The sequence below is a fragment of the Streptomyces sp. NPDC014864 genome, assembly GCF_043081525.1.
GTDB lineage: Bacteria > Actinomycetota > Actinomycetes > Streptomycetales > Streptomycetaceae > Streptomyces.
This window is the reverse complement of sequence record NZ_JBIBWT010000001.1, coordinates 54,413-77,592: the sequence shown is the minus strand read 5'-3', so window position 1 is coordinate 77,592 and position 23,180 is coordinate 54,413. Positions and strand designations below refer to the sequence as shown.

Sequence of the window (23,180 nt, the reverse complement as noted above, 5' to 3'; positions counted from 1 at the left end):
GCGGGGTACGCGACCGCTGGCACGCCTGCTCCAGCGGGGTAGTGCCTGGGCCACCGTCCGAGGCAGCGGAAGGTTCGTACGCCAGTACGCCGGCAGCCCCCCGTCAGCCGGTCGGCCGCATCCTTATGGCTGAAGTGGCCGGAGCAGGTCCACCTTCACGTCCGCCGGGAACCCGGTGGTCGCCCCGACACGCCGGGCGAACTCCTGGACCGCCGCGAGCTGCGGGCCGCCGAAGCTGAAGTCGAGGGTGGTGAAGTACCGCTCCAGGACCTGCTCGTCGAAGGCCTCCCAGCGGGCCGCCTGCTCGGCGACCTTGCCGACCTCCTCCAGGGAGAGGTTGCGGGAGGCGAGGAAGGCCTCGTGGACCTTGCGGGTGATGACCGGCTCGCGGTCGAGGTAGTCCCGGCGCGCCGCCCACACCGCGAAGACGAACGGCAGCCCGGTCCACTCCTTCCACAGAGCGCCCAGGTCGTGCACCTCAAGGCCGTAGCGGGGCCCGTCGAGCAGGTTGGCGCGCAGGGCGGCGTCGCCGATGAGCACCGCGGCCTCCGCCTCCTGCATCATCAGGCTCAGGTCGGGCGGGCAGGTGTAGTAGTCCGGGGTCACGCCGTACCGCTCGGCCAGCAGCAGCTGGGCGAGGCGCACGGAGGTGCGGGAGGTCGAGCCGAGGGCGACCCGGGCGCCGTCCAGCCGGTCCAGCGGGACCTGGGAGACGATCACGCAGGACATCACCGGGCCGTCGCAGCCGACGGCGATGTCGGGGAAGGCGACCAGGTCGTCGGCGTTCTTGAGGAACTCCACCAGGGTGACGGGCCCGATGTCGAGGTCTCCTCGCACCAGCTGCTCGCTGAGCTTCTCCGGGGTGTCCTTGGTGAGCTCGAAGTCGAGGAGGGTGCCGGTTCTCGCGAGCCCCCAGTACAGGGGCAGGCAGTTCAGGAACTGGATGTGCCCGACGCGCGGCCGGGTGCGAGAATTGTCCACATCGTGAGGCTAGACCCTGCCCGGAGGGCTCGGACGCGGACCCCCAGCACCCCTTAGCGTCAACCTCTCACCAGAGCCTTCAAACGTCCGGGTGACGTGATCTTGACCTCTATTGCTTTCGGCTGCCCTCATGCTAGGCTCACCAGCAAGTTGCAGTTTGGTTTCCCTTGCAGTACAGAGCCTGCGGAGCATGTAACCGCGGGCTCTGATCGTTTTCAGACGCATGCAGTTGTGCGGCCGTGCCGTTATTACTTGCAGGTTCTGGAGCAGGGCGACCCTTTGAGCCCAAGGAGGGCTTATGGCTACCGGAACCGTGAAGTGGTTCAACGCCGAAAAGGGCTTTGGTTTCATCGCCCAGGAAGGCGGCGGCCCCGACGTCTTCGTCCACTACTCCGCGATCAACGCGACCGGCTTCCGCTCCCTCGAAGAGAACCAGCAGGTGAGCTTCGACGTGACCCAGGGTCCGAAGGGCCCGCAGGCGGAGAACGTCACCCCGGTCTGAGCGGACGACGCGCAGTAAAATTCTGATTGCAGTACCCAAGGAGCTCCGCGCCTTTCGGCGACGGGGCTCCTGCCTTTTCCCGCCCGCTTCCCTCCGTCCGGCCCGTGGGCGGGTGAATTCTCGGCGAACTCCTGGCGTCGGCCGGACGCCGTTCCCGGCGCCCCACTGGTCTCCTTGCGGCGCGTCCGGCGAGGCCCTGTTGTCAGTGGCCGCCGCCATGACCGACCGCGACTTTCATGGTCGGACCGGGACCGGCAAACCCGGGTCACCTGACGTACAGACGCTCCACCTCGCGTGCGAAGTCCCGCATGATCGCCTCGCGGCGGAGCTTCATGGACGGGGTCAGGTGGCCCGCCTCCTCGGTGAACTCGACGGGGAGGACGGCGAAGCGGCGGATCGACTCCGGACGGGAGACCAGCTTGTTCGCCTCGTCCACCGCCCGCTGGAGCACCGCGGCCAGATCGGCGTCGTCGACGAGGAACTCGGCGGGCACCGGGTGCTTGCCGTGCATCTGGCGCCAGTGCGTGATGCCGTCGGGGTCCAGGGTGATCAGGGCGGAGATGTAGGGGCGGCCGTCGCCGAGGACCATGCACTGGGAGACCAGGGGGTGGGAGCGGAGCCAGTTCTCCAGCGGGGCCGGTGCCACGTTCTTGCCGCCCGCCGTGATCAGGATCTCCTTCTTGCGGCCCGTGATCGTCAGGTAGCCCTCGTCGTCGAGGCGGCCGATGTCGCCGGTCGCGAACCAGCCGTCCTGGGTGGCCGGCACCACCCCGCCCGCGTTCGGGTCCCAGTAGCCGCGCAGGACCTGACCGCCGGAGAGGAGCACCTCGCCGTCCGCGGCGATGCGCACCCTCGTGCCCGGCAGCGGCCAGCCCACCGTGCCCAGGCGCGGTCTCTGCGGGGGCGTCACCGTGGCCGCGCCGGTGGTCTCGGTCAGGCCGTAGCCCTCGTAGATCTCGATGCCCGCCCCGGCGAAGAACGCGCCGAGGCGGCGGCCGAGCGGGGAGCCGCCGCAGATGACGTGGCGCAGGCGGCCGCCCAGGGCGTTGCGGATACGGCGGTAGACCAGCGGGTCGTAGAAGGCTCTCGCGGTCTTCAGGGCGCGGGTCGGGCCGCGGCCCTGGCCGTGCTGACGGGCCTCCGTCGCCTCGCCGTGGCGGCGGGCCACCTCCGCCGCGCGGTCGAAGGCGGAGGCCCGGCCGGCGCGCTCGGCGGTCGCCCGCGCGTTGTTGTAGATCTTCTCCAGCATGTACGGGATGGCGAGCAGGAACGACGGCCTGAAGCTCGCCAGGTCGGTCAGCAGGTCCTCCGCCTGCAGGCTCGGCGCGTGGCCGAGGCGGACCCGGGCGCGCACGCAGGCGACCGCCACCATGCGGCCGAAGACGTGGGAGAGCGGCAGGAAGAGCAGCGTCGACGGCTCTTCCTTCGTCTTGGCCCGGAAGACCGGGTGGAGCAGCTCGACCGCGTTGTCGACCTCGGCGAGGAAGTTGCCGTGGGTCAGCGCGCAGCCCTTCGGGCGGCCGGTGGTGCCGGATGTGTAGATCAGGGTGGCCAGGGTGTCGGGGCCGAGGACGCCCCGGCGTACGTCGATCTCCTGGTCGTGGACGGCCGCGCCCACCTCCGCCAGTTGGTCCACGTGCCCGGCTTCGATGACCCAGAGGTGCCGCAGGCCGAGCAGGTGCTGCCGTTCGGGACCGAGTGCGGCCGCCTGGGCCGTCGTCTCGGTGATCAGGGCGACGGCGCCGGAGTCCTGGAGGATCCAGCGGGTCTGGAAGACCGAGGAGGTGGGGTAGACGGGGACGGTGACCAGACCGGCGGCCCAGGCGGCGAAGTCGAGGAGCGTCCACTCGTAGCGCGTACGGGCCATGACCGCGATCCGGTCGCCCGGCATCAGGCCTCCCGCGATCAGGCCCTTCGCCACCGCCTGTACCTGGTGGGCGAACTGAGCCGCCGTCACGTCCGTCCAGCCGCCGTCCGCGCCGCGTCGGCTGAGCACCGGCTTGCCGGGTTCGGCGGCCGCGTTCTCGAACGGCAGGTCGGCCAGCGAACCGTGGGTCACCGCCCGCACCAGCGGAGGCAGGTAGGCCTCCCGCACCTCGCCGTCCAGCCGGCGCGTGAACGGCGCGGACAGCACCGGCCCGCCGTCGGGGTCGTAGTCGAACTCCGGTGCGGCCGGCGGCACGGAGGACGGGGACGAGTACGAGATGGGCATGGCAGCTCCTGGGGACTGCAGCGCCAGCGGCTGCGCGCTGCTGTGCTGCATGAGGTACGTGCTGGACGTACGGAGTCGTTCACCGTGGCGCGCGACGCCGTTCACGGTGGCGTGCGACGCGGGGGTTACCGCCGGTCAGAAGCGCGATCGTACGGCTCGCCTGTGGGGAGGTCGTGCGGGTTCGGAGAGGGACCCGAGATGGTCCGGCGCCGGGGCTGTGCAATCTTCAAACTCCAGCGGGGCCCGGCCGTTGGGCCCGCGGACCCCGCTCCCCGATGGCCCCTCAGGCCCGCTCCAGGACCGCCGCCACCCCCTGTCCGCCCGCCGCGCAGACCGAGATCGGCCCGCGCCCCCGGGCCGCCGCGCTCGGCGAGCGGCCGGGCCCGGGTCGCCACGATCCGGGCGCCGGTGGCGGGGAAGAGGTGGCCGGTGGCCGGCGAGGACCCGGCCGCGTTCAGCCGGGCGCGGTCCCCCGGGGCCAGGCCGCGCTCCTTGCCCGCGGGGCTCGGTTCATCTCGACCTGCTCCTCCTCCGTGACATAGACTTACCACCGGTAACCTTACTTCAGAGTAAGCAAAAGTGAGCCGATCGGGAGACACCCCCATGGCCGACCGCTGTCTGAGCTTCACCGGCACCGCGCCCGGCCGCTTCCCGACCCGCCGGCCGGGCCTTCCCCGGCCGGCCGCCCTGCGGCGCTGGTCGGCACACCGGCCCTCCCTGGACGGCCCCTTGCTCCGCCTCACCGCGGACACACCGGCCCTCCCGGGCCTCGTTCCCGTCCTGGACCGCGCCGGACTCACCCAGGGCGACCGGGAACCCGCCGCCGTCGTCCTGGACGCGGCCGGGGTCCGGGACGGCGACGCGCTCGGTGAGGTGCACGCCGCCCCGCACCCCGTCGTGCGGTCGGTCGCCGCGAACGGCCGCGTGGTCGTGCTGGGCGCCCCGCTCGACCCGGCCGACCACCACCAGGCGGCCGCGCAGCAGGCACTGGAGGGCTTCGTGCGCTCGCTGGGCAAGGAGATCGGCCGGGGCAGGGCGGTGAACCTCGTCCGGCTCACCGACGCGGCCGCCGCCGAGTCCACCCTGCGCCTCCTGCTCTCCCCCAGGTCCGCCTGCGTCAGCGGCCAGGCGATCCACGTCGACGCCCACGAGGTCACCGCGGTCCCCCCGTTCCTCCGCGAGGCGGGCCGCCGGATGAACTCCCTGGCCCAGGGCGGCCTGCCCGCCGACGTCGCCGAGACGACGGCCCGGCTCGCCCACCCGGCCTCCGGCGCCGTCAACGGCCAGGTGGGCCGGGTCTGCGGCCAGAGCCTGCTGGGGGCCTGACCATGGCCCTCTCGCGCGCCGGCGACCCCGCCCCGGTCGTCCTCGCCCGCTCCCCCGCCCTGGCGCCCCTGCTCGCCCGCGGCGCCCTGCGCTCCCCCGTCAAGCGGCCCCGGGCCGACGCGCCCTTCCCCCGGGCCCAGTTGGTGCTGCCCGCCGTCCGCGTGGACCTCGCCCGGCTCGCCGCCTACGAGCGGGTGTGCGGCTTCGCCACCGGCGACGACGCGCTCCCGATCACCTATCCGCACGTGCTCGGCTTCCCGCTGGCCATGCGCCTGATGAGCGGCCGGGACTTCCCGCTTCCGCTGCTCGGTCTGGTGCACACGTCCTTCACCGCCACCCGGCACACCGGCCTGACCGCGACGGGCACCTACGAACTGACCGTGCACGTGGCCGGGTTGGCCCCGCACCGGCGCGGCACCGAGGCCACCGTCGTGACCGAGGTGCGCTCGGGCCGGGACGTGGTCTGGGAGTCGACGAGCACCTATCTGGCGCGCCACCGGACCGAGAGCCCTGCGGCCGAGCCGCCCCGTGAGGAGCGTGCGCCGCTGCCCGCCGTCGCCGAGTGGCGGATCGCGGGGGACGTCGGACGGCGGTACGGCGCCGCGTCCGGGGACCGCAACCCCATCCACCTGTCCCCGCTGACCGCCCGCCTGTTCGGCTTCCCCCGGGCCATCGCCCACGGCATGTGGACCGTGGCACGCTGCGTCGCCGCCCACGGCACACCGCAGGCCGCCCTGGTCCGGGCGGAGTTCAGGGCGCCGGTGCTGCTGCCCGCCTCCGTCTCCTACGCGGCGGACCGCGGCGGCCGCTTCGAACTGCGCGCCGCGGACGGCGGCCGGGTGCACCTCACGGGCGAGGTGCGTCCCCTGCCCGGGTGACCTCGCCCTCCGCGCTCCCGGCCGCGCGGGCGGGGGGCGGGGTCCAGGGACGGCCCCGCATCAGGCTGCCCAGGCCGGCCCAGGCGAAGTTCATCAGGGTGGCCGCCGCCTGCCGGGCGGTGACGCCCGGGGTGGCGTTGGCCCAGTCGGCCAGGGACTCGGCGGCGCCGACGAGGGCCTCGGCGAGACCTGCGACCTCCCGCTCGGGCAGGTCCGGATCGCGGTGCGCCTCACGGGCGGCGACGACGATCAGCTGCGTGACGAACGCGACCATCCCGGCGCGCATCACGGCGACCTCGGCCGCGAACGGCTCACCGTGCGTACGGGCCTGCAGGTGCAGCACCGCCCAGCCGTCCGGATGGCGCGCGGTGTGTGTGAAGAACGCGCACAGCCCTTCCCAGAGTTGGCGGTCGGCGGCCAGCCCGGAACGCGCTCCGGCGCGCACGGCCTCGGTCAGCGCGGCGGCCTCGCGGCGGATGCACGCGGTGAAGAGGTCTTCCTTGGAGTTGAGGTACAGATACACCAACGGCTTGGAGACACCCGCGAGTTCGGCGATCTCGTCCATCGACGCGGCCATGTAGCCGCGCCGGCCGAAGGTCCGGACGGCGGCGTCCAGCATCTGCTGTTCCCGCACGGCCCGCGGCATCCGCTTGGTCTTCACGGCACCCATGGGGGCAAGCCTACGGTTCGCGAACCGGCGGCAGCGCGGCCATGCGGGACCCGCGCGGCTACACCGGCCGAATCACGACGTCCGGCTCTGGGCGCGCGCCGCGTCGTCGGCCCCGTCCTCCACGGCGCGGTTGGCGTCGATGTTCGCCTTCATGCGGTCCACGCGGCCGGCGACCTGGACCGACGCCCGGTCCCGCTCCTTGCGCAGGACGACGAAGCTGATCGGGGCCGAGATGACCATGGCGAGCAGGATCATCCACAGGCCGTTGGAGGCGCCGAGCCCGCGCGGGGCGATCCCGGAGTAGACGAGGCCCCAGACGACCACGAAGCAGCCCACGAAGATCCCGAGGCGCATCAGCGTGTAGCGGAGCATCTCAATCCACTCTTTCGTTTCCGAAAATCCCAAACGGCTCATCCAGTGAAGCACGGTCGGGACCCGATCTTGCACGGGGGCCGCGGCGGCTCAGGTCAGCGGCAGCATCATGATCACGTCGTCGCGGTCGTCGCCCGGTCCGACCCGGATGGCGCCGGGCACCCGCCCGACCTCCTTGTAGCCGCAGGAGCCGTAGAACCGCTCCAGGCCGTGGCCGCCGCGGCAGGTGAGCCGGATCGTCTCGATACCGTCGATGCCGCGGGCCGACCGAGCCGCGGCCGCCAGCAGGTCCCGCCCGTACCCCTTGCCCTGGTGCCGCGGGTGCACCATCACCGTGTACAGCCACAGCCAGTGGGTCATCAGCCGGTGGGTGTTGAAGGTGAGGAAGGCCGTCGCGGCGACCCGCCCCTCCTCGTCGTGGCCGACCAGCAGCCGGGCGCGCCCTTCGGCCATCGCCACCAGGTGCCTGACCAGCTCCGGCCGGATCGTCTCCCGCGTCACCGGCGGCACGAAGCCGACCGCCCCGCCGGCCTCGGTGACCTCGGTCCACAGGTCGAGTATGCCGTCGCGCAGGGCGCGGTCCACGGAGGGATCCAACGTGAAAGTAAGGGGCATGAAAGGATTGTAGCTATTACTCCAGCGCGTCGGCCGCCACCCGCAGATCGGAGATCAGCCCCCGGTATGCGGCCTCCCTGTCGTCGGCCCGCAGCACCGACGACGGGTGCACGGTCGGCACGAGCCGTTCCGGCCGCCCGTGGATCTCCCGTTCCAGCACCGTCCCGCGCGCCTGGGTGACCCGGAACGACGAGCCGAGCAGCGCCTTGCCCGCCGTGGCGCCGAGGACCACGATCAGCTCGGGCTCGACGAGGGCCAGCTCGGCCGCCAGCCAGGGACCGCAGGCGGTCGTCTCCCGCAGCGTGGGCTGCTTGTGGATCCGGCGCTTGCGGGGCTCCGCCTGGGTGAACTTGAAGTGCTTGACCGCGTTGGTGACGTACGCCTCACCGGGGTCGATGCCCACCTCGGCCAGCGCCCGGTCCAGCAGCTTCCCGGCCGGCCCGACGAACGGCCTGCCCTGCCGGTCCTCCTGGTCGCCGGGCTGCTCGCCGACGAGCATGACCCGCGCGTCCTGCGCCCCGGCGCCGAACACGGTCTGCGTGGCCGCACGGTGCAGCGGGCAGCCCCGGCAGCCGGCCGCGGCCTCGCGCAGCTCGGCCAGAGCGCCGGCCTTCCCGGGCACGAAGGGCTCGGCGGTGTATGCGTCCTCGGGGGCCTTCGTGGTGGCCATGGCGTACGGGTACCCCCGGCGGCCGGCCTCACGGCCGGCGCCGGGGCAGTGCGCCACCAGGGCCGGGGTGCAGCGGCCCGCGACCGGGCCCGGCGGTGGGGATCCGCGTCAGACGCGCATCGGCTGCGGCGACTCGCGGCGCGCCGGGTCCGGGCCGTCGTACTCGCGGATGATCTCGTAGCGCGTGTTGCGCTCCACCGGGCGGAAGCCCGCGTCCCGGATGAGTTCCAGCAGGTCCTCGCGGGTCAGCTTGTTCGGGGTGCCGAAGTTGTCCGCGTCGTGCGTGATCTTGTACTCGACGACCGAGCCGTCCATGTCGTCGGCGCCGTGCTGGAGCGCGAGCTGCGCGGTCTGCACGCCGTGCATCACCCAGAAGACCTTGACGTGCGGGACGTTGTCGAAGAGCAGGCGGGAGACGGCGAAGGTCTTCAGCGCCTCGGCACCGCTCGCCATGGTCGTGCGGGCCTGGAGGCGGTTGCGGACCTTGCCGTCCTTCATGTCGACGAAGTCGTGCTGGTAGCGCAGCGGGATGAAGACCTGGAAGCCGTTCGTCTCGTCCTGGAGCTCACGCAGCCGCAGCACGTGGTCGACCCGGTGGCGGGGTTCCTCGATGTGGCCGTAGAGCATGGTGCTCGGGGTCTTCAGACCCTTCTCGTGCGCCAGCCGGTGGATGCGCGACCAGTCCTCCCAGTGGGTGCGGTGGTCGACGATGTGCTGCCGCACCTCCCAGTCGAAGATCTCCGCGCCGCCGCCGGTCAGCGACTCCAGACCGGCGTCGATCAGCTCGTCCAGGATCTCCGAGGCCGACAGGCCGGAGATCGTCTCGAAGTGGTGGATCTCCGTCGCCGTGAACGCCTTCAGCGAGACGTTCGGCAGGGCCGCCTTCAGCTCGCGCAGCGAGCGGGGGTAGTAACGCCACGGCAGGTTCGGGTGCAGGCCGTTGACGATGTGCAGCTCGGTGAGGTTCTCCGACTCCATCGTCCTGGCCAGCTTGACGGCCTCCTCGATGCGCATCGTGTACGCGTCCTTCTCCCCCGGCTTGCGCTGGAAGGAGCAGTAGGCGCAGGACGCGGTGCACACGTTCGTCATGTTGAGGTGACGGTTGACGTTGAAGTGGACGACGTCGCCGTTCTTGCGCGTGCGCACCTCGTGCGCGAGGCCGCCGAGCCACGCCAGGTCGTCCGACTCGTACAGCGCGATGCCGTCCTCGCGGGTCAGCCGCTCGCCGGAGCGGACCTTCTCCTCCAGCTCGCGCTTGAGCCCGACGTCCATGCCCTTACCTCTTTCCTGGAAGACTCCGACCACCGTACGCCCGGCCTACTGGACCTCTTCGGGCAGCTCGCCCACCCGGTTCTCCCACTTCGTGGAGAGCACGATCGTGGTCCGGGTGCGGGAGACGCCCTTGGTGCCGCTGAGCCGCCGGATGATCTTCTCCAGGCCGTCCACGTCCGTGGCGCGGACCTTGAGCATGAAGGAGTCGTCACCGGCGATGAACCAGCAGTCCTCGATCTCCTGCAGATCCTTCAGCCGCTGCGCCACGTCCTCGTGGTCGGCGGCGTCGGAGAGCGAGATGCCGATCAGGGCGATGACGCCGAGGCCGAGGGAGGCCGCGTCCACCGTGGCGCGGTAGCCGGTGATGACCCCGGCCGCCTCCAACCGGTTGATGCGGTCGGTGACGCTCGGTCCCGACAGGCCGACGAGGCGCCCCAGCTCCGCGTAGGAGGCCCGGCCGTTCTCCCTCAGGGCCTGGATGAGCTGCCTGTCCACCGCGTCCATGCGATCGAAGCCTTCCGCTGAAGAGATCCGATGAGGATCTGCAGAGTTCCTGAAGTGGTGTTCCTGAAGTGGTGTTCCCGGGAGTGCTGAGCGCCGCGGGTGCCGGCTGATGCTCAGGCCGGCCGCGCGCCGCCCAGTTCGCCCTCCCAGCGGCGGTAGAGCCGGTGGGGCACGCCCACCGCGTCGAGGACCCGGCCGGCGACGAAGTCCACCAGGTGCTGGATGTGCGTCGCCCCGGCGTAGAAGGCCGGCGAGGCCGGTACGACGGCCGCGCCCGCGTCGTCCAGCGTCACCAGGTGCCGCAGCGTCTGCCCGTTCAGCGGGGTCTCCCGCACGGCCAGGGCCAGCGGGCGGCGCTCCTTGAGGGTCACGCTCGCGGTCCGCTGCAGCAGGTCCTTCGACAGCCCGAGCGCCACGCCCGCCACGCACGCCGTGGAGGCGGGCACGACCACCATGCCCTTCGCCGGGTACGACCCCGAGGACGGCCCGGCCGCCAGGTCCCCGGCGCTCCAGTACCGCACGTCCGCGAGGTCCACCTCGAAGGTGCCGGGCTTGCCGTCGGCGCCCATCGACAGCCATTCCCGCAGGTCGTCCCGCCAGTGGGCGTCCCGGAAGGCGATGCCGGTCTCGTCGAGCAGAGTGAGCCGCGAGGCCCGACTGACCACCAGGTCGACGCTCTCTCCCGCATCGAGGAGCGCGCGCAGCACCGCGGCCGCATACGGCGTACCGGAGGCTCCGGACACCCCCACGATCCAAGGCGTGCGCTGCGTTTCTCCTGCGTTCACATCTTGAGCCTACCGGCGCAGCGCCCCACGCTCAGGACCGGCCGGTCCCCTCGGCGCCACCGGGGCACCAAGAGGGCGCCGAAGGGCGCCGGAGGGCCCTCACACGCTCAGACCCCGGACCAGCAGATCCAGCAGGGCGCACGCGAACAGGGCGATGCCGATGAAGCCGTTGACGCTGAAGAAGGCGCGGTTGAGGCGGGACAGGTCGTGGGGGCGCACGATGGTGTGCTCGTAGACGAAGGCGACGGCGACGATCAGCAGGCCGAACCAGAAGAAGGCTCCCGCGCCGGTGGCGAGCGCGTACCAGACGAACAGGGCCGTGGTCACGGCGTGGCAGCCGCGGGCGCCCCAGATCGCCGCCGGGATGCCGAAGCGGGCCGGGACCGACATCACGCCGATCTCGCGGTCGGTCTCGACGTCCTGGCAGGCGTAGATCAGGTCGAAGCCGCCGATCCAGATGCCGACGGCCAGGCCGAGGATCACCGCCTCCCAGGACCAGGAGCCGGTGACCGCCAGCCAGCCGCCGACCGGGCCCATCGCCTGGGCCAGACCGAGGATGGCCTGCGGGAAGTTCGTGAACCGCTTGCCGTAGGGGTAGACCACCATCGGCATCACCGCGATGGGCGCCAGCGCCAGGCACAGCGGGTTGAGCAGGGCGGCCGCGCCCAGGAAGACGGCCAGGGCGATCAGCGCACCGGTCCAGGCGTGCCGGACCGACATCGCGCCGGTCACCAGCTCGCGGTGGGCGGTGCGCGGATTGCGGGCGTCGATCTCCCGGTCGATGATCCGGTTGACCGCCATCGCGAACGTGCGCAGGCCGACCATGCAGACGGTGACCAGCAGCAGCCGCCCCCAGTGGATGTTCCGGTCCCACTGGTACATGGCGGTCAGCGAGGCGATGTACGCGAAGGGCAGCGCGAACACCGAGTGCTCGATCATGACCAGGCGCAGGAAGGCCTTGGTGCGCCCCGGCTGCGGGATCGCGGCGGAAGCGGAAGTCACAGCCCGTACTCCTTCCAGCGGCGGTCGACCTTCGCCGCCGTCTCGGGGTCGGACAGCACCATCTCCGGCCAGCCCCCGTCCCTCGTGTACCCCTCCTCGGGCAGCTTCCGCGTGGCGTCGATGCCCGCCTTGCCGCCCCAGAACTGCTGGTAGGAGGCGTGGTCGAGATGGTCGACGGGGCCTTCGACGACGGTGAGGTCGCGGGAGTAGTCCGTGTTGCCGAGCGCCCGCCAGGCGACCTCGTGCAGGTCGTGCACGTCGCAGTCGGCGTCGACGACCACGATCAGCTTGGTGAGCGACATCATGTGCGCCCCCCAGATGGCGTGCATCACCTTCTGGGCGTGCTTGGGGTACTTCTTGTCGATCGAGACGATCGCGCAGTTGTGGAAGCCGCCCGCCTCGGGGAGGTGGTAGTCCACGATGTCCGGGACGATGATCTTCAGCAGGGGGAGGAAGAAGCGCTCGGTCGCCCGGCCGAGCGGCCCGTCCTCGGTCGGCGGGCGGCCCACGACGATCGACTGGAGCAGGGGCCGCCGGCGCATCGTCACGCAGTCGATGGTCAGGGCCGGGAAGGGCTCCTGCGGGGTGTAGAAGCCGGTGTGGTCGCCGAACGGCCCCTCGGGGAGCATCTTCCCGGGCTCCAGCCAGCCCTCCAGGACCACCTCGGCGTTGGCCGGCACCTGGAGCGGCACGGTCTTGCAGTCGACCATCTCGATCCGCCGGCCCGCGACGAACCCGGCGAACAGGTACTCGTCGATGTCGCCGGGCAGCGGCGCCGTGGACGCGTAGGTCACGGCCGGCGGGCAGCCGAAGGCGATGGCGACGGGCAGCCTCTCCCCGCGCCGGGCCGCCACCTGGTAGTGGTTGCGGCTGTCCTTGTGGATCTGCCAGTGCATGCCGATGGTGCGCTGGTCGTGACGCTGGAGGCGGTACAGCCCGAGGTTGCGGACCCCGGACTCGGGGTCCTTGGTGTGCGTCAGCCCCAGGTTGAAGAAGGACCCCCCGTCCTGGGGCCAGGTGAACAGCGCCGGCAGCCGGTCGAGGTCCACGTCGTCGCCGTGCAGGACGACCTCGTGCACCGGCGCGTTGTCGGACTTGACCTTCTTCGGCGGCACGTGCGTCATCGCGCCGAGCTTGCCGAACGCCTCGCGCACTCCGACGAACCCGTGCGGCAGTTCGGGCTTCAGCAGCCCGCCGATCCGGTCGGAGATCTCCGCGTACGACTTCAGGCCGAGCGCCTTCAGCAGCCGCCGGTCCGTCCCGAAGACGTTCATGGCGAGCGGCATGCTCGACCCTCGCACGTTCTCGAAGAGCAGCGCGGGACCACCCGACTTCTGCACCCGGTCGACGATCTCACCGACCTCCAGATACGGGTCGACCTCGGCCTTGATGCGCTTGAGGTCGCCCTCGCGCTCCAGCGCCCTGAGCAGGGAGCGAAGATCGTCGTAAGCCATGCGTCCCAGTATCTGCCACCCGCTACCCTGACCCCGTCACCGGGGCCGCATCACGCCCGTCGCCGTCTGTGGGGGGATCGCACGACCATGTTCAGGTATCTGCCGTTCCTGCTGGTCCTGGCACTGTGGATCTACGCGTTCATCGACTGCCTGAACACTCCCGAGGAGGAGATACGGGGGCTGCCGAAGGTCGGCTGGGTGCTCGTCATCCTGCTCTTCGGCGAGGTGCTGGTCGGCCCGATCGCCTGGCTGGCCGCCGGCAAGGTGCGCCACGCCCCCGCGGGCGGCTCCACCCCCTCCGAGTGGCACCGCAACCACCGCAGCACGTGGGTCGCCCCCGACGACGACCCGGAGTTCCTCAAGTCGCTGAAGGCGGAGAACAGGAAGGACGAGGCCCTCCTCAAGGACTGGGAGGCCGACCTGCGCCGCCGCGAGGAGGAGCTGCGCCGCCGTGAGAGCGGCGAGGAGGCCGGGGGCTGAGTTCCCGGCCCCGCCTCGGCGGCCGCGGGCGATCGCCCCTGCCGGTAGCCGTGGCCGATGCCGGACACCGTGGCCGACGTCGGTCGCCGTGGCGGTTCAGTCGCCGTAGTCGATCTCGAAGCGGGTCACGTCCATCTCGTCCAGGATCGACTCCAGGCTGCGGCCCGACGTCTGCGCGTTGCGCTCGACCTCGACCGCCGCGTAGGCGGTGAGGCACATGACGAGGATGCGCACCCCCTCCATGCCGTACTTCTCCAGGACCTCGTCGGTGACGGCCTGGGCCTCCTGGGGGATGCGTTCCTCCGGGTAGGCCCCGGCCACCCGGCGCAGCAGACTCATCGAGATCTCCACGATGTCCGGGGCCATGGCCTCGTCGGAGGCGCCGTCCTCGTCCCGGTCCGTCTCCTCGTCGCCGCCCCGGGGCTCGTCCCTGTTCTCGGCCATGGCGCTCTCCTGCCCTCGTGCGTGCCGCTCTTCCCGGACCGTACGCGATCACGCCCGGCAGGGGGGCCGCAACCTGCGCGGCACCGGGCGTCACCCGTTGCCCCGTGCCCGTTGCCCCGGCGCCGCGCCGCCCGCAGAGTGAGGGCATGGACCAGGCACAGGCGCGCGCATGGCTCACCACCGCGGTCGCCGAGGCCCGCGCCGGGCTCGCCGAGGGCGGCATCCCGATCGGCGCGGCTCTCTACGGCGCCGACGGCACCCTTCTCGGCCGCGGCCGCAACCGGCGGGTGCAGGACGGCGACCCGTCGGCGCACGCCGAGACGGCCGCGTTCCGGGCGGCGGGACGGCAGCGCTCGTACCGCGGTACGACGATGGTGACCACCCTGTCGCCCTGCTGGTACTGCAGCGGTCTGGTCCGCCAGTTCGGCATCGCGCGGGTCGTGATCGGGGAGGCCGCCACCTTCCGCGGCGGAGACGACTGGCTGGCGGAGCACGGGGTGGAGATCGTGCTCCTCGACGACCCCGAGTGCCGCGCGCTGATGCGCGACTTCGCCCGGGAGCACCCCGACGTGTGGCACGAGGACATCGGTGCCGAGCCCCCGGCACGGCCCGCTTAGGGCGTGCCCTGGCCGGCCTCGACCCGCTCGACCAGGTGCTCGAACCGGTCCCGCCAGCGGCGCTCGGACTCGGTCCCGCCCCGGAACTCGTGCGTGAAGCGCAGGACGCAGGCGTCCGCGCCGTCCCGCTCCAGGTGGAAGCGGATCCGCCCGCCCTCCCCCACCGTGTACTCGGCCACCCGGTCCACGTCCCACGCGGTGACCTGCCCGGAGCCCAGGCCGCGCAGGGTGACCGCGCCGCCGAGCCGGGGCTGGAGGACGTCGGCCGGCGTGAACCAGCCCGCGAGGCCCTCCGGGGTGGACAGGGCCGGCCAGACCGTCTCCATCGGCCGGGGCAGCCGCACCAGGAAGTGCAGGATGTGGGTGTTCCCGTGGGTCTGGCTGGTGCCCTGTTCGACGGATCCGGTCATGACACCAGCCTGACCCGGGCCCCCGGCTTTCGCACGCGGTTGCCGGGGGCTCGATTCAGGCCGGGAAAGCCCCTCGCGGCTCATACCCCCGCGTAGGAGTGCTTGCCGCCGACGAAGAGGTTGACGCCGTAGTAGTTGAACAGCCAGCAGCCGAACGCGATCAGCGCGATGTAGGCGGCCTTGCGGCCCTTCCAGCCGGCCGTGGAGCGGGCGTGCAGGTAGCAGGCGTAGGCGACCCAGGTGATGAAGGCCCAGGTCTCCTTGGGGTCCCAGCCCCAGTAGCGGCCCCAGGCGGACTCCGCCCAGATGGCGCCCGCGATGATCGTGAACGTCCACAGGGGGAAGACGGCCGCATTCACCCGGTAGGCGAACTTGTCCAGGGACGCCGAGGCGGGCAGCCGCTCCAGGACGGAGGTGGCGAAGGTGCCGGGCTTGCCGCCGGCGACGAGCTTGTTCTCGTACGAGTCCTTGAACAGGTACAGCAGCGTGGAGACCGCGCCGACGTACAGGACCGCGCCGCAGAAGATCGCGGTGGAGACGTGGATGTAGAGCCAGTACGAGTGGAGCGCGGGGACGAGCTGGTCGCTGGCGGTGTAGAGCACCGTGACGGCGAGGCCGAGGTCGAGCAGGACCGTGGTGGTCAGGAAGAGACCGAGCCAGCGCACGTTCTTCTTCAGCGCCAGCAGCGCGACGTAGACGCCGACGGCGACCGTGGAGAAGGTGATGTTGAACTCGTACATGTTGCCCCACGGCGCCCGCTCCACGGAGGCCGCGCGGGCGACGACGCCGCAGAGCTCGACGAGGAAGGCGAGCACGGTGAGGGACACGGCGATCCGGCCGTACAGGTCGCCCTGCTCGTCGCCGCCGTGCGCGCCGGGCCCGTCGGGGACGTCCCGGGCGCCGGCGGCGGACCGGACGACGACCTTGGGGCGCTCCAGGACGGCGGTGCCGCCCGCCGACTTCACGGTCACCGCCGGGGCCTGGGCCTGTGCGCCCTCGGTCCTGGCGGTGAGGGCGGCGGCCGTGCGGGCGACCTTGCTGCGGCTGCCGAAGAGCCATTCGGCGATGTACGCGAAGAAGGCCAGGGTGTAGACGGCCATCGCGGAGTAGATCAGCGTGTTGCTGATGTTCGCGAGGTGTTCGTTGGTCGCCGTGGCGAGCTCGGTTGCGGCGGCGAGAGTCACTTCTTCTCAGCCCCTTCGGCAGATACGGAGATGTCGGCGTCCGGCTCCCGGGCGGGGTCGGCGTCGGTCTGTGTGGGTGCCCGGTCGTGCACGAGGGCGGCCAGGTGGCCGATCTCCTCGGGGAGTTTCGCGGACTCGCTGCGGCCCAGGCCCGCGATCTCCACGACGGTCACGCCGTCGACGCCCTCGACGGCGCGCACCCAGACGCGGCGGCGCTGGATGAACAGGGAGGCGGCCAGACCGAGGATCGCGGCGACCGCACCGCCCAGTGCCCAGCCGGTGCCGGGCTGCTGGACGATCTGGAAGCCCGCCCACTCCTTGATGTCCTTGTCGAAGGTGATCGACCCGGCGCCGTTCGGCAACCGCATGGTCTGGCCGGGCGTCAGGCGGGCCTTGAGGATGTCGCCCTTGGCGTCCTTGAACTGCTTCAGGTTCTTGGTGTTCAGCTGGTAGACGTTCTGCGGGACGCCCGCGTCGACGCCGAGGTCGCCGTGGTAGCCGGTCACCGCGAGCACCGGGCGGTCCAGCGCGGGGAACTGGGAGAACATCGTGCCCTTGCCGGCTCCGGCGAAGGTCGGCACGAAGAACGCCTCGAAGCCGAGCTGTTCGCTCTTTCCCTGCGCGTTCCGGTATCCGTCGAGGACCTTGATCGCGCCCTGCGAGGTGACGTTGGCGTCCATGGGCAGCAGGGGCACGGCCTGGCGGTAGACCACGGCGCCCTTGCCGTCGCGGACGGTGATGGTGGGGGCGTAGCCGTGGCTGACCAGGTAGACCCGGGCGTCGCCGACCTCCAGCGGGTGGTTGGGCGAGATGACGCCCGTGCGCTCCTTGCCGTCGGCGCCCACGCTGTAGTCGACGTCCGCCCGGTACACGCGCGGCGTCCCCTTCTGCGGGCCGGTGCGCTCGTACGTGCCGGTGAAGGTGTTCAGGTCGAAGCTGAACGGTACGAGGTTGTCGTCGTCGAAGAGGTTGCCGGACTTGAAGTCGTCGTACTGGGTGAGGGTGTTGGAGAACCCGCCGCCCTCGACCACCAGCTTGTTGCCCTCGGTCTTGTACAGCTGGCCCCAGGCGAAGGCGACCAGCATGACGATGAGCGCGACGTGGAAGAGCAGGTTGCCGGCCTCGCGCAGATAGCCCTTCTCGGCGGCGACCGCGTCATGGGCGGTGTGCGCGCGGAAGCGGCGCTGCCTGAGCACCTTCAGCGCGGTCTCGCGGACCTCCTGCGGGGAGGCGGAGGTGCGCCAGGTGGCGTAGGCGGGCAGCCGGGTCAGCCGCTTCGGGGCGCCCGGCGGGCGGCTGCGCAGCTGGCCGGTGAACTGCCAGGTGCGCGGCACGATGCAGCCGATGAGCGAGACGAACAGCAGGATGTAGATCGCGGAGAACCACACCGAGCTGTAGACGTGGAACAGGCCGAGGCTGTCGTAGATCGGCCCCAGTGTGGTGTGGGTGGTCCTGAAGTCCTGGACCTTGAGCGCGTCGCTGCCGTCCTGCGGGATCAGCGAGCCGGGGACGGCGCCGAGCGAGAGCAGGAACAGCAGCAGCAGCGCGACCCGCATGGAGGTCAGCTGCCGCCAGAACCAGCGGGCCCAGCCGAAAATCTCCCGTGCGGTCCAGGCGAGCCGGCCGCCGAGGCCGGGGGCGCGGTTGCCGCCGAAGGAACCGGGGACGGCGGTCTCCTCGGGGGCGGTGGACAGCTGGGAGCCGGCGGCGCCCAGGTCCTCGTCACCGGGGGACCCGGTGGCCGGCGTCTCGTCGGGGTGCGTGGTCTTGCTCATCGATCAGATCCCCACAGTGAAGCCGTCGGACCAGGTCTGCATCTCCTGCACCAGGCGGTCCCAGGCACCGGTCAGCAGCAGCACACCGGTCACGATCATCATCGTGCCGCCGATGCGCATCACCCAGACATAGTGGCGCTTGATCCAGCCGAAGGCGCCGAGTGCCTTGCGGAAGGCGATCGCGGCGAGGACGAACGGCAGGCCGAGACCGACGCAGTACGCCACCGTGAGCAGGGCCCCGCGGGCCGCGCTCGACTGCTGGGAGGACAGGGCCAGCACGGAGCCGAGGGTCGGGCCGATGCACGGGGTCCAGCCGATCCCGAACAGCGCGCCGAGCAGCGGCGCGCCGACCAGCCCGGCGGTGGGCCGGGTGTGGAAGCGGAACTCGCGCTGGGTCAGCCACGGCATCAGGCCCATGAAGAACAGGCCGAGCAGGATCATCAGCACGCCGAGCACGACGGACAGGGTGTCCCGGTGCTCCTGGAGGGTCTGCCCGAAGTAGCCGAAGAGCGCTCCGCCGGAGACGAAGACGACGGTGAAGCCGAGGACGAAGAGGGCGGCGCCGGTGGCCATCCGGCCGCGCCGGGCCTCCGCCAGGTCGGTGCCGGTGACCCCGGTCACATAGGAGAGGTATCCCGGCACCAGCGGCAGGACGCACGGGGAGAAGAAGGAGACGAGGCCGCCGAGCACGGCCACCGGGAGGGCGAGCAGCAGGGCTCCGTTGAGAACCGTCGCGTTCTGGCCGGGAACCGCGGCGAGCAGGGTCACTCCGGTCACGTCACTTCTCCGCGAGGACCGGGTCGATCATGGTGCGCAGCTTCTCCTCGCTCAGCGGGGACAGTGAGCGGGCGGCGACCTTGCCCTGCCGGTCCAGTACGAGCGTGGAGGGGATGGTCTGCGGGTTGAGCGTGCCCTTCTTGAAGCGGAGCATCAGCCGGCCCGTGGGGTCGTACAGGCTGGGGTAGGTGACGCCCTGCTGCTTCTCGAAGGCGACGGCGGGGGCGGTGCTGGTGTCACGGGTGTTGATGCCGACGAACTGCACGCCCCGGCCCTTGAGGCTCTGGAAGACCTTCTCGAAACCGGGGGCCTCGGCGCGGCACGGCGGGCACCAGGAGCCCCAGACGTTGAGGACGACGACCTTGCCCTTGAAGGAGGCGACGTCGAGCCGCTGCCCGTCGACGGTCTTGCCGGACAGGTCGGGGGCGGCGGTGCGCTCGCCCCGGTCGACGGTGGCGATGCCGTCCTTGCCCATGACGAAGTTGGTGCTGTTCCCGCCTCCGGAGGTGCCTCCGGAGCCGCACGCGGACAGCACGAGTGCGGCGACGGCGGCACCCGTGGCGGTCAGGGCGGCGCGGCGTGTGCGGTTCGACCGTTTCGGGCACAGGGGGGCGCGGCTGGCGGCACTCATGTGAAAAGTTTCGCATGTCCGTTCCGGGGATCTTGCCCACCCCCCTGGCGGCGAGAGAGTCGCACGTCAAGCGTCTTAAGCGGTGCCTTTCGGGGTGCCGTTCGACGTGCCTTTCGCGCGCTGCGTGCCGGTGGTGGCGGACGAGGCGCCGGAGGTGGTGCCGACGTCCCCGAGGAAGCCCTTCCAGCCGCCCGCCGGCCGCGGCCCGACCTCCAGGGTGCGCAGCTTGGCCAGCACCTCCGGCTTCTGGACGTCCATCCAGTCGACGAACTGCCGGAAGGAGACCATGCGCACGTCCGCGCCCTTCTCCTTCTCCCGCGCGATGTGCTTGAAGGCCTCTTCGACGGCGTCCATGTAGATGCCGCCGTTCCAATGCTCGAAGTGGTTGCCTATGAAGAAGGGCGCCCGGTTCGACTCGTACGCCCGCCGGAAGCCCTGGATATAGGCCTGCGCGGACTGCTGCCGCCAGCCCGGGTAGTTGTAGGCCGGGGCCTTGGTGGAGTTCACGGACTGGTTGGCGAGCATGTTGTAGTCCATGGAGAGGACCTCGAACCGGCGTCCGGGAAAAGGTATCTGCTGCAACGGCAGGTCCCATATGCCGTTCTTCTTCTCCGGCCACATCTGCCGGCCGCCGGGCGAGGAGGCGTCGTAGCGCCAGCCGAGCTCGCGGGCGGTGGGCAGCAGGTTGTTCTGGCCGAGCAGGCAGGGGGTGCGGCCGCCGACGAGTTCCTTGTCGTAGTCGAAGGGCAGCGAGGGCAGGTCGTGCCAGCCGGTGTGGGTCCTCCACTGCTTCACGAAGGACTTGGCCTGGTCGATCTCGCTGCGCCACTGCTGCGGCGTCCAGTTGCCGACCGTGCCACGGCCGGAGCAGAAGTGGCCGTTGAAGTGGGTGCCGATCTCGTGGCCCTCGAGCCAGGCGCGGCGGACGTTCGCCAGCGTGGACTTGATGTGCTCGTCGGTCAGGTAGCCGATGTCGGAGGCACCGCGCGGGTTGTTCGGCGGGTCGTAGAGGCGCTTCTTCGACTCCGGCAGCAGATACAGCCCGGAGAGGAAGAAGGTCATGTGCGCGCCGTGCTCCTTGGCGAGGTCCAGGAAGCGCGGGAACAGTCCGTTGCCGACCTCGCCGGCCCCGTCCCAGGAGAAGACGACGAACTGGGGCGGGGTCTGGCCCGGCTCCAGGGGCACCGGCCGCGCGGGCTGATACGGCTGCTTGCCGGTGAACGAGGTCGAGCCGTCACCGAGGGGGCGGGCGGGATGCCCCGTACCGCGTGAACGCCCGCCTCCGGAACCGCCGGCGTGGTCCGTGCCGTCCGAAGACTTGAGGGTGCCGCAGCCCGCGAGTCCGACGGCGGCCGCGGTGCCCGCGCCGAGGCCGAGCATTCCCCTCCGGCTGAAGGTGCGCATGAAGATCCCCGATCCGTCACGTCCTCTGGTGGTCACCCACTGAGAGGCAGCGACGAACCGGGGGGTTCCTCACTTCATTACATATTTTGTAATAAATGTAAGAAAACTGTCAGGCGCCGAACGCCTTGCCCTGACCCTTCACCGGCTTGGCACCCGCGAGGAGATGAGCCGGCACCAGATCGCGGGCCGGCTCGGTGTAGCCGACGGAGACGATCCGGTCGCCCCGGTACGTGAACGTCGTCAGCGACGCGAGCGTGCACTGCCGCCTGCGCGGGTCGTGCCACAGCCGCCGCCGCTCGACGTAGGAGCGGACGATCCAGATCGGCAACTGATGGCTGACCAGCACCGCTTCGTGGCCGCGCGCCTGGTCCCGGGCCGCGTCCAGCGCGCCCATCATGCGGACCACCTGGTCGACGTAGGGCTCGCCCCACGACGGCTTGAGCGGGTTGACCAGGTGCTTCCAGTTGCCCGGCTTGCGCAGCGCTCCGTCGCCGACGCCGAAGGACTTGCCCTGGAAGACGTTCTCGGCCTCGATCAGCCGCTCGTCGGTCGCCAGGTCCAGCCCGTGCGCCTTGGCGATCGGCGTCGCCGTCTCCTGCGCCCGCTCCAGCGGGGAGGCGGCGACATGGGTGACGTCGCGCGAGGCGAGGTGCTCGGCGACCCGCTCGGCCATCTGCCGGCCCAGCTCGGAGAGGTGGTACCCCGGCAGCCGGCCGTAGAGGATGCCGTCCGGGTTCTCGACCTCGCCGTGCCGCATGAGGTGGACGACGGTGATGTCCGTGTCGCCCCGCGTCCCGCTCGTGCCCCCGGTCTCGCTCATGTCCTGCGGCCCGCTCACGTCCTGCGTCTCGTTCATGCCGTGGCCTCCGCCGCCGCCCGGGCCGCCGCCGGAAGGGCGTCGGCGATCCGCTGGAGAGCCCGGTCGTCGTGCGCGGTGGAGACGAACCAGGACTCGAAGGAGGACGGCGGCAGGTACACACCGTTCGCCAGCATCGCGTGGAAGAACGCGGTGAAACGGTACGACTCCTGCGCCTTGGCGTCCTCGTAGGAGCGGACCGGACGGTCGGTGAAGAACACCGAGAACATGTTGGAGGCGTTCTGCAGGGTGTGCGCGACGCCTTCCTTGCTCAGCGCCTCGGAGACGAGCGCCTGGATCCGCCGCGAGACGTCGTCGATCCTGGTGTAGGCGGCGTCGTCCAGCAGGCGCAGCTGCGCGAGTCCGGCGGCCGTGGCCACCGGGTTCCCGGACAGGGTGCCGGCCTGGTAGACGGGGCCGGCCGGCGCGAGGTGCGCCATCACGTCGGCGCGGCCGCCGAAGGCCGCGGCCGGGAAGCCGCCGCCCATCACCTTGCCGAAGGTCATCAGGTCGGGCCGGACGCCGTCGACGCCATACCAGCCGGCGCGGCTGGTGCGGAAGCCGGTCATCACCTCGTCGGAGATGTAGAGGGCGCCGTGCTGCGCGCAGGCGTCCTTGAGCCCCTGGTTGAAGCCGGGCAGTGGCGGCACCACGCCCATGTTGCCGGGCGAGGCCTCGGTGATCACGCAGGCGATCTCGCCGGGGTGCGCGGCGAAGGCGGCGTGCACCGCGTCGAGGTCGTTGTACGGCAGGACGATCGTGTCGCCGGCCTGAGCGCCGGTGACGCCCGGGGTGTCGGGCAGCGCGAACGTGGCCAGGCCGGAGCCCGCGGAGGCGAGCAGCGCGTCGACGTGCCCGTGGTAGCAGCCGGCGAACTTGATCACCTTGGTGCGGCCCGTGAAGCCGCGGGCCAGCCGGATCGCCGACATGGTGGCCTCGGTGCCGCTGGAGACGAGCCGGACCTGCTCCAGGGGCGCGACCCGGCCGACCATCTCCTCGGCGAGCGCGACCTCGCCCTCACCGGGCGTGCCGAAGGACGTGCCGTACGCGACCGCCTCCTGCACGGCGGCGATCACCTCGGGGTGCGCGTGCCCGAGGATCATGGGCCCCCAGGAGCACACCAGGTCGACGTACTCCCGCCCGTCGGCGTCGGTCAGGTACGCGCCGCTGCCGGACACCATGAACCGGGGCGTGCCGCCCACGGCGCGGAAGGCACGCACCGGCGAGTTCACGCCGCCGGGCGTGACGGCCGCCGCACGGTCGAACAGCGCCTGCGAGACGGGGGCTTCGTATGGATATGGCAGTTCGCTCATGACCTGCGACTTCTCCGACTTCTCGGAATCCGGTGGGAAGTGACCT

The 23,180-nt window shown here is 71.4% G+C and carries 25 protein-coding genes and 1 pseudogene; 5 read left to right on the top strand and 21 right to left on the bottom strand.

Features of this window, described 5'->3' with window-relative positions; translation table 11 throughout:
* Positions 1-123 precede the first annotated feature (123 nt).
* The gene (locus ACF1A5_RS00405) at positions 124-981 is read right to left on the bottom strand and encodes a menaquinone biosynthetic enzyme MqnA/MqnD family protein (RefSeq protein ID WP_392190606.1); all 858 of its coding nucleotides are present in this window, start codon (positions 979-981) and stop codon (positions 124-126) included.
* Between the two features lie 298 nt (positions 982-1,279).
* On the opposite strand from ACF1A5_RS00405, the gene ACF1A5_RS00400 reads away from it, so the two are divergent.
* Positions 1,280-1,483, top strand: a complete 204-nt coding sequence (locus ACF1A5_RS00400) for a cold-shock protein (RefSeq protein ID WP_004984723.1) — start codon at positions 1,280-1,282, stop codon at positions 1,481-1,483.
* Positions 1,484-1,748: 265 nt separating this feature from the next.
* On the opposite strand, the gene ACF1A5_RS00395 is transcribed toward ACF1A5_RS00400, so the two are convergent.
* Positions 1,749-3,695, bottom strand: a complete 1,947-nt coding sequence (locus tag ACF1A5_RS00395) for an AMP-dependent synthetase/ligase (RefSeq protein ID WP_392190605.1) — start codon at positions 3,693-3,695, stop codon at positions 1,749-1,751.
* A gap of 283 nt (positions 3,696-3,978) precedes the next feature.
* Positions 3,979-4,195, bottom strand: a pseudogene (locus tag ACF1A5_RS00390) (acetyl-CoA C-acyltransferase); the annotation flags it as partial.
* A gap of 103 nt (positions 4,196-4,298) precedes the next feature.
* On the opposite strand from ACF1A5_RS00390, the gene ACF1A5_RS00385 reads away from it, so the two are divergent.
* Positions 4,299-5,021, top strand: a complete 723-nt coding sequence (locus tag ACF1A5_RS00385) for a hypothetical protein (RefSeq protein WP_392190604.1) — start codon at positions 4,299-4,301, stop codon at positions 5,019-5,021.
* Positions 5,022-5,023: 2 nt separating this feature from the next.
* Positions 5,024-5,899, top strand: a complete 876-nt coding sequence (locus ACF1A5_RS00380; protein WP_392190603.1) for a MaoC family dehydratase — start codon at positions 5,024-5,026, stop codon at positions 5,897-5,899.
* Here ACF1A5_RS00380 and ACF1A5_RS00375 read toward each other — a convergent pair.
* The 9 genes from ACF1A5_RS00375 to ACF1A5_RS00335 form a co-directional block, all read right to left on the bottom strand.
* Positions 5,868-6,569: a TetR/AcrR family transcriptional regulator gene (locus ACF1A5_RS00375; RefSeq protein WP_392190602.1), complete on the bottom strand. Its 702-nt coding sequence runs from the start codon at positions 6,567-6,569 to the stop codon at positions 5,868-5,870. The genes ACF1A5_RS00380 and ACF1A5_RS00375 overlap by 32 nt on opposite strands.
* Positions 6,570-6,641: 72 nt before the next feature.
* A complete protein-coding gene (locus ACF1A5_RS00370) occupies positions 6,642-6,941 on the bottom strand; it encodes a DUF4229 domain-containing protein (protein ID WP_392190601.1) in 300 nt (99 codons plus the stop codon).
* A 90-nt stretch (positions 6,942-7,031) separates the two neighbouring features.
* A complete protein-coding gene (locus ACF1A5_RS00365) occupies positions 7,032-7,556 on the bottom strand; it encodes a GNAT family N-acetyltransferase (RefSeq protein ID WP_392190600.1) in 525 nt (174 codons plus the stop codon).
* Between the two features lie 16 nt (positions 7,557-7,572).
* A complete protein-coding gene (locus tag ACF1A5_RS00360; RefSeq protein ID WP_392190599.1) occupies positions 7,573-8,226 on the bottom strand; it encodes a UdgX family uracil-DNA binding protein in 654 nt (217 codons plus the stop codon).
* A 108-nt stretch (positions 8,227-8,334) separates the two neighbouring features.
* On the bottom strand, positions 8,335-9,498 hold the full coding sequence (gene mqnE / locus ACF1A5_RS00355) for an aminofutalosine synthase MqnE (protein WP_392190598.1): 1,164 nt from the start codon (positions 9,496-9,498) through the stop codon (positions 8,335-8,337).
* Positions 9,499-9,543: 45 nt separating this feature from the next.
* Complete coding sequence (locus tag ACF1A5_RS00350) at positions 9,544-10,002, bottom strand: Lrp/AsnC family transcriptional regulator (RefSeq protein ID WP_356187536.1); 459 nt, start codon at positions 10,000-10,002, stop codon at positions 9,544-9,546.
* A 113-nt stretch (positions 10,003-10,115) separates the two neighbouring features.
* Positions 10,116-10,787, bottom strand: a complete 672-nt coding sequence (locus ACF1A5_RS00345) for a UbiX family flavin prenyltransferase (protein ID WP_392190597.1) — start codon at positions 10,785-10,787, stop codon at positions 10,116-10,118.
* A 99-nt stretch (positions 10,788-10,886) separates the two neighbouring features.
* Positions 10,887-11,789 carry a menaquinone biosynthesis prenyltransferase MqnP gene (gene mqnP / locus ACF1A5_RS00340; protein ID WP_392190596.1) on the bottom strand — a complete coding sequence of 301 codons (903 nt, stop codon included), beginning with the start codon at positions 11,787-11,789 and terminating at the stop codon, positions 10,887-10,889.
* Positions 11,786-13,243 carry a menaquinone biosynthesis decarboxylase gene (locus ACF1A5_RS00335; protein ID WP_392190595.1) on the bottom strand — a complete coding sequence of 486 codons (1,458 nt, stop codon included), beginning with the start codon at positions 13,241-13,243 and terminating at the stop codon, positions 11,786-11,788. Before ACF1A5_RS00335 ends, mqnP begins: the two co-directional genes overlap by 4 nt.
* An 87-nt stretch (positions 13,244-13,330) precedes the next feature.
* On the opposite strand from ACF1A5_RS00335, the gene ACF1A5_RS00330 reads away from it, so the two are divergent.
* Entirely contained in the window at positions 13,331-13,723 is a 393-nt protein-coding gene (locus ACF1A5_RS00330) for a PLD nuclease N-terminal domain-containing protein (RefSeq protein ID WP_392190594.1), read from the top strand.
* Between the two features lie 96 nt (positions 13,724-13,819).
* Here ACF1A5_RS00330 and ACF1A5_RS00325 read toward each other — a convergent pair whose 3' ends face one another.
* Entirely contained in the window at positions 13,820-14,167 is a 348-nt protein-coding gene (locus ACF1A5_RS00325; protein ID WP_392190593.1) for a hypothetical protein, read from the bottom strand.
* A 146-nt stretch (positions 14,168-14,313) separates the two neighbouring features.
* Between ACF1A5_RS00325 and ACF1A5_RS00320 the strand changes: the two genes are divergently transcribed.
* Positions 14,314-14,784: a nucleoside deaminase gene (locus ACF1A5_RS00320; RefSeq protein WP_392190592.1), complete on the top strand. Its 471-nt coding sequence runs from the start codon at positions 14,314-14,316 to the stop codon at positions 14,782-14,784.
* On the opposite strand, the gene ACF1A5_RS00315 is transcribed toward ACF1A5_RS00320, so the two are convergent.
* From ACF1A5_RS00315 to hemL, 8 genes are all read right to left on the bottom strand, one after another.
* Positions 14,781-15,194: an SRPBCC domain-containing protein gene (locus ACF1A5_RS00315; RefSeq protein WP_392190591.1), complete on the bottom strand. Its 414-nt coding sequence runs from the start codon at positions 15,192-15,194 to the stop codon at positions 14,781-14,783. The genes ACF1A5_RS00320 and ACF1A5_RS00315 overlap by 4 nt on opposite strands.
* A gap of 80 nt (positions 15,195-15,274) precedes the next feature.
* Positions 15,275-16,378 carry a c-type cytochrome biogenesis protein CcsB gene (ccsB, locus tag ACF1A5_RS00310; protein WP_392190590.1) on the bottom strand — a complete coding sequence of 368 codons (1,104 nt, stop codon included), beginning with the start codon at positions 16,376-16,378 and terminating at the stop codon, positions 15,275-15,277.
* Positions 16,375-18,153, bottom strand: a complete 1,779-nt coding sequence (locus ACF1A5_RS00305) for a cytochrome c biogenesis protein ResB (RefSeq protein ID WP_392190589.1) — start codon at positions 18,151-18,153, stop codon at positions 16,375-16,377. Before ACF1A5_RS00305 ends, ccsB begins: the two co-directional genes overlap by 4 nt.
* 3 nt (positions 18,154-18,156) lie before the next feature.
* Positions 18,157-18,930, bottom strand: coding sequence for a cytochrome c biogenesis CcdA family protein (locus ACF1A5_RS00300; protein ID WP_392190588.1), 774 nt, complete (start codon positions 18,928-18,930; stop codon positions 18,157-18,159).
* Between the two features lies 1 nt (position 18,931).
* A complete protein-coding gene (locus ACF1A5_RS00295) occupies positions 18,932-19,561 on the bottom strand; it encodes a TlpA family protein disulfide reductase (RefSeq protein WP_392190587.1) in 630 nt (209 codons plus the stop codon).
* A 75-nt stretch (positions 19,562-19,636) separates the two neighbouring features.
* Positions 19,637-20,965 (bottom strand): hypothetical protein, encoded by a 1,329-nt coding sequence (locus ACF1A5_RS00290; protein ID WP_392190586.1) that lies wholly within the window; start codon positions 20,963-20,965, stop codon positions 19,637-19,639.
* A 109-nt stretch (positions 20,966-21,074) separates the two neighbouring features.
* Positions 21,075-21,785, bottom strand: a complete 711-nt coding sequence (locus tag ACF1A5_RS00285; RefSeq protein ID WP_392191180.1) for a histidine phosphatase family protein — start codon at positions 21,783-21,785, stop codon at positions 21,075-21,077.
* 32 nt (positions 21,786-21,817) lie between these two features.
* The gene (hemL, locus tag ACF1A5_RS00280) at positions 21,818-23,134 is read right to left on the bottom strand and encodes a glutamate-1-semialdehyde 2,1-aminomutase (protein WP_392190585.1); all 1,317 of its coding nucleotides are present in this window, start codon (positions 23,132-23,134) and stop codon (positions 21,818-21,820) included.
* Between the last annotated feature and the right edge of the window lie 46 nt (positions 23,135-23,180).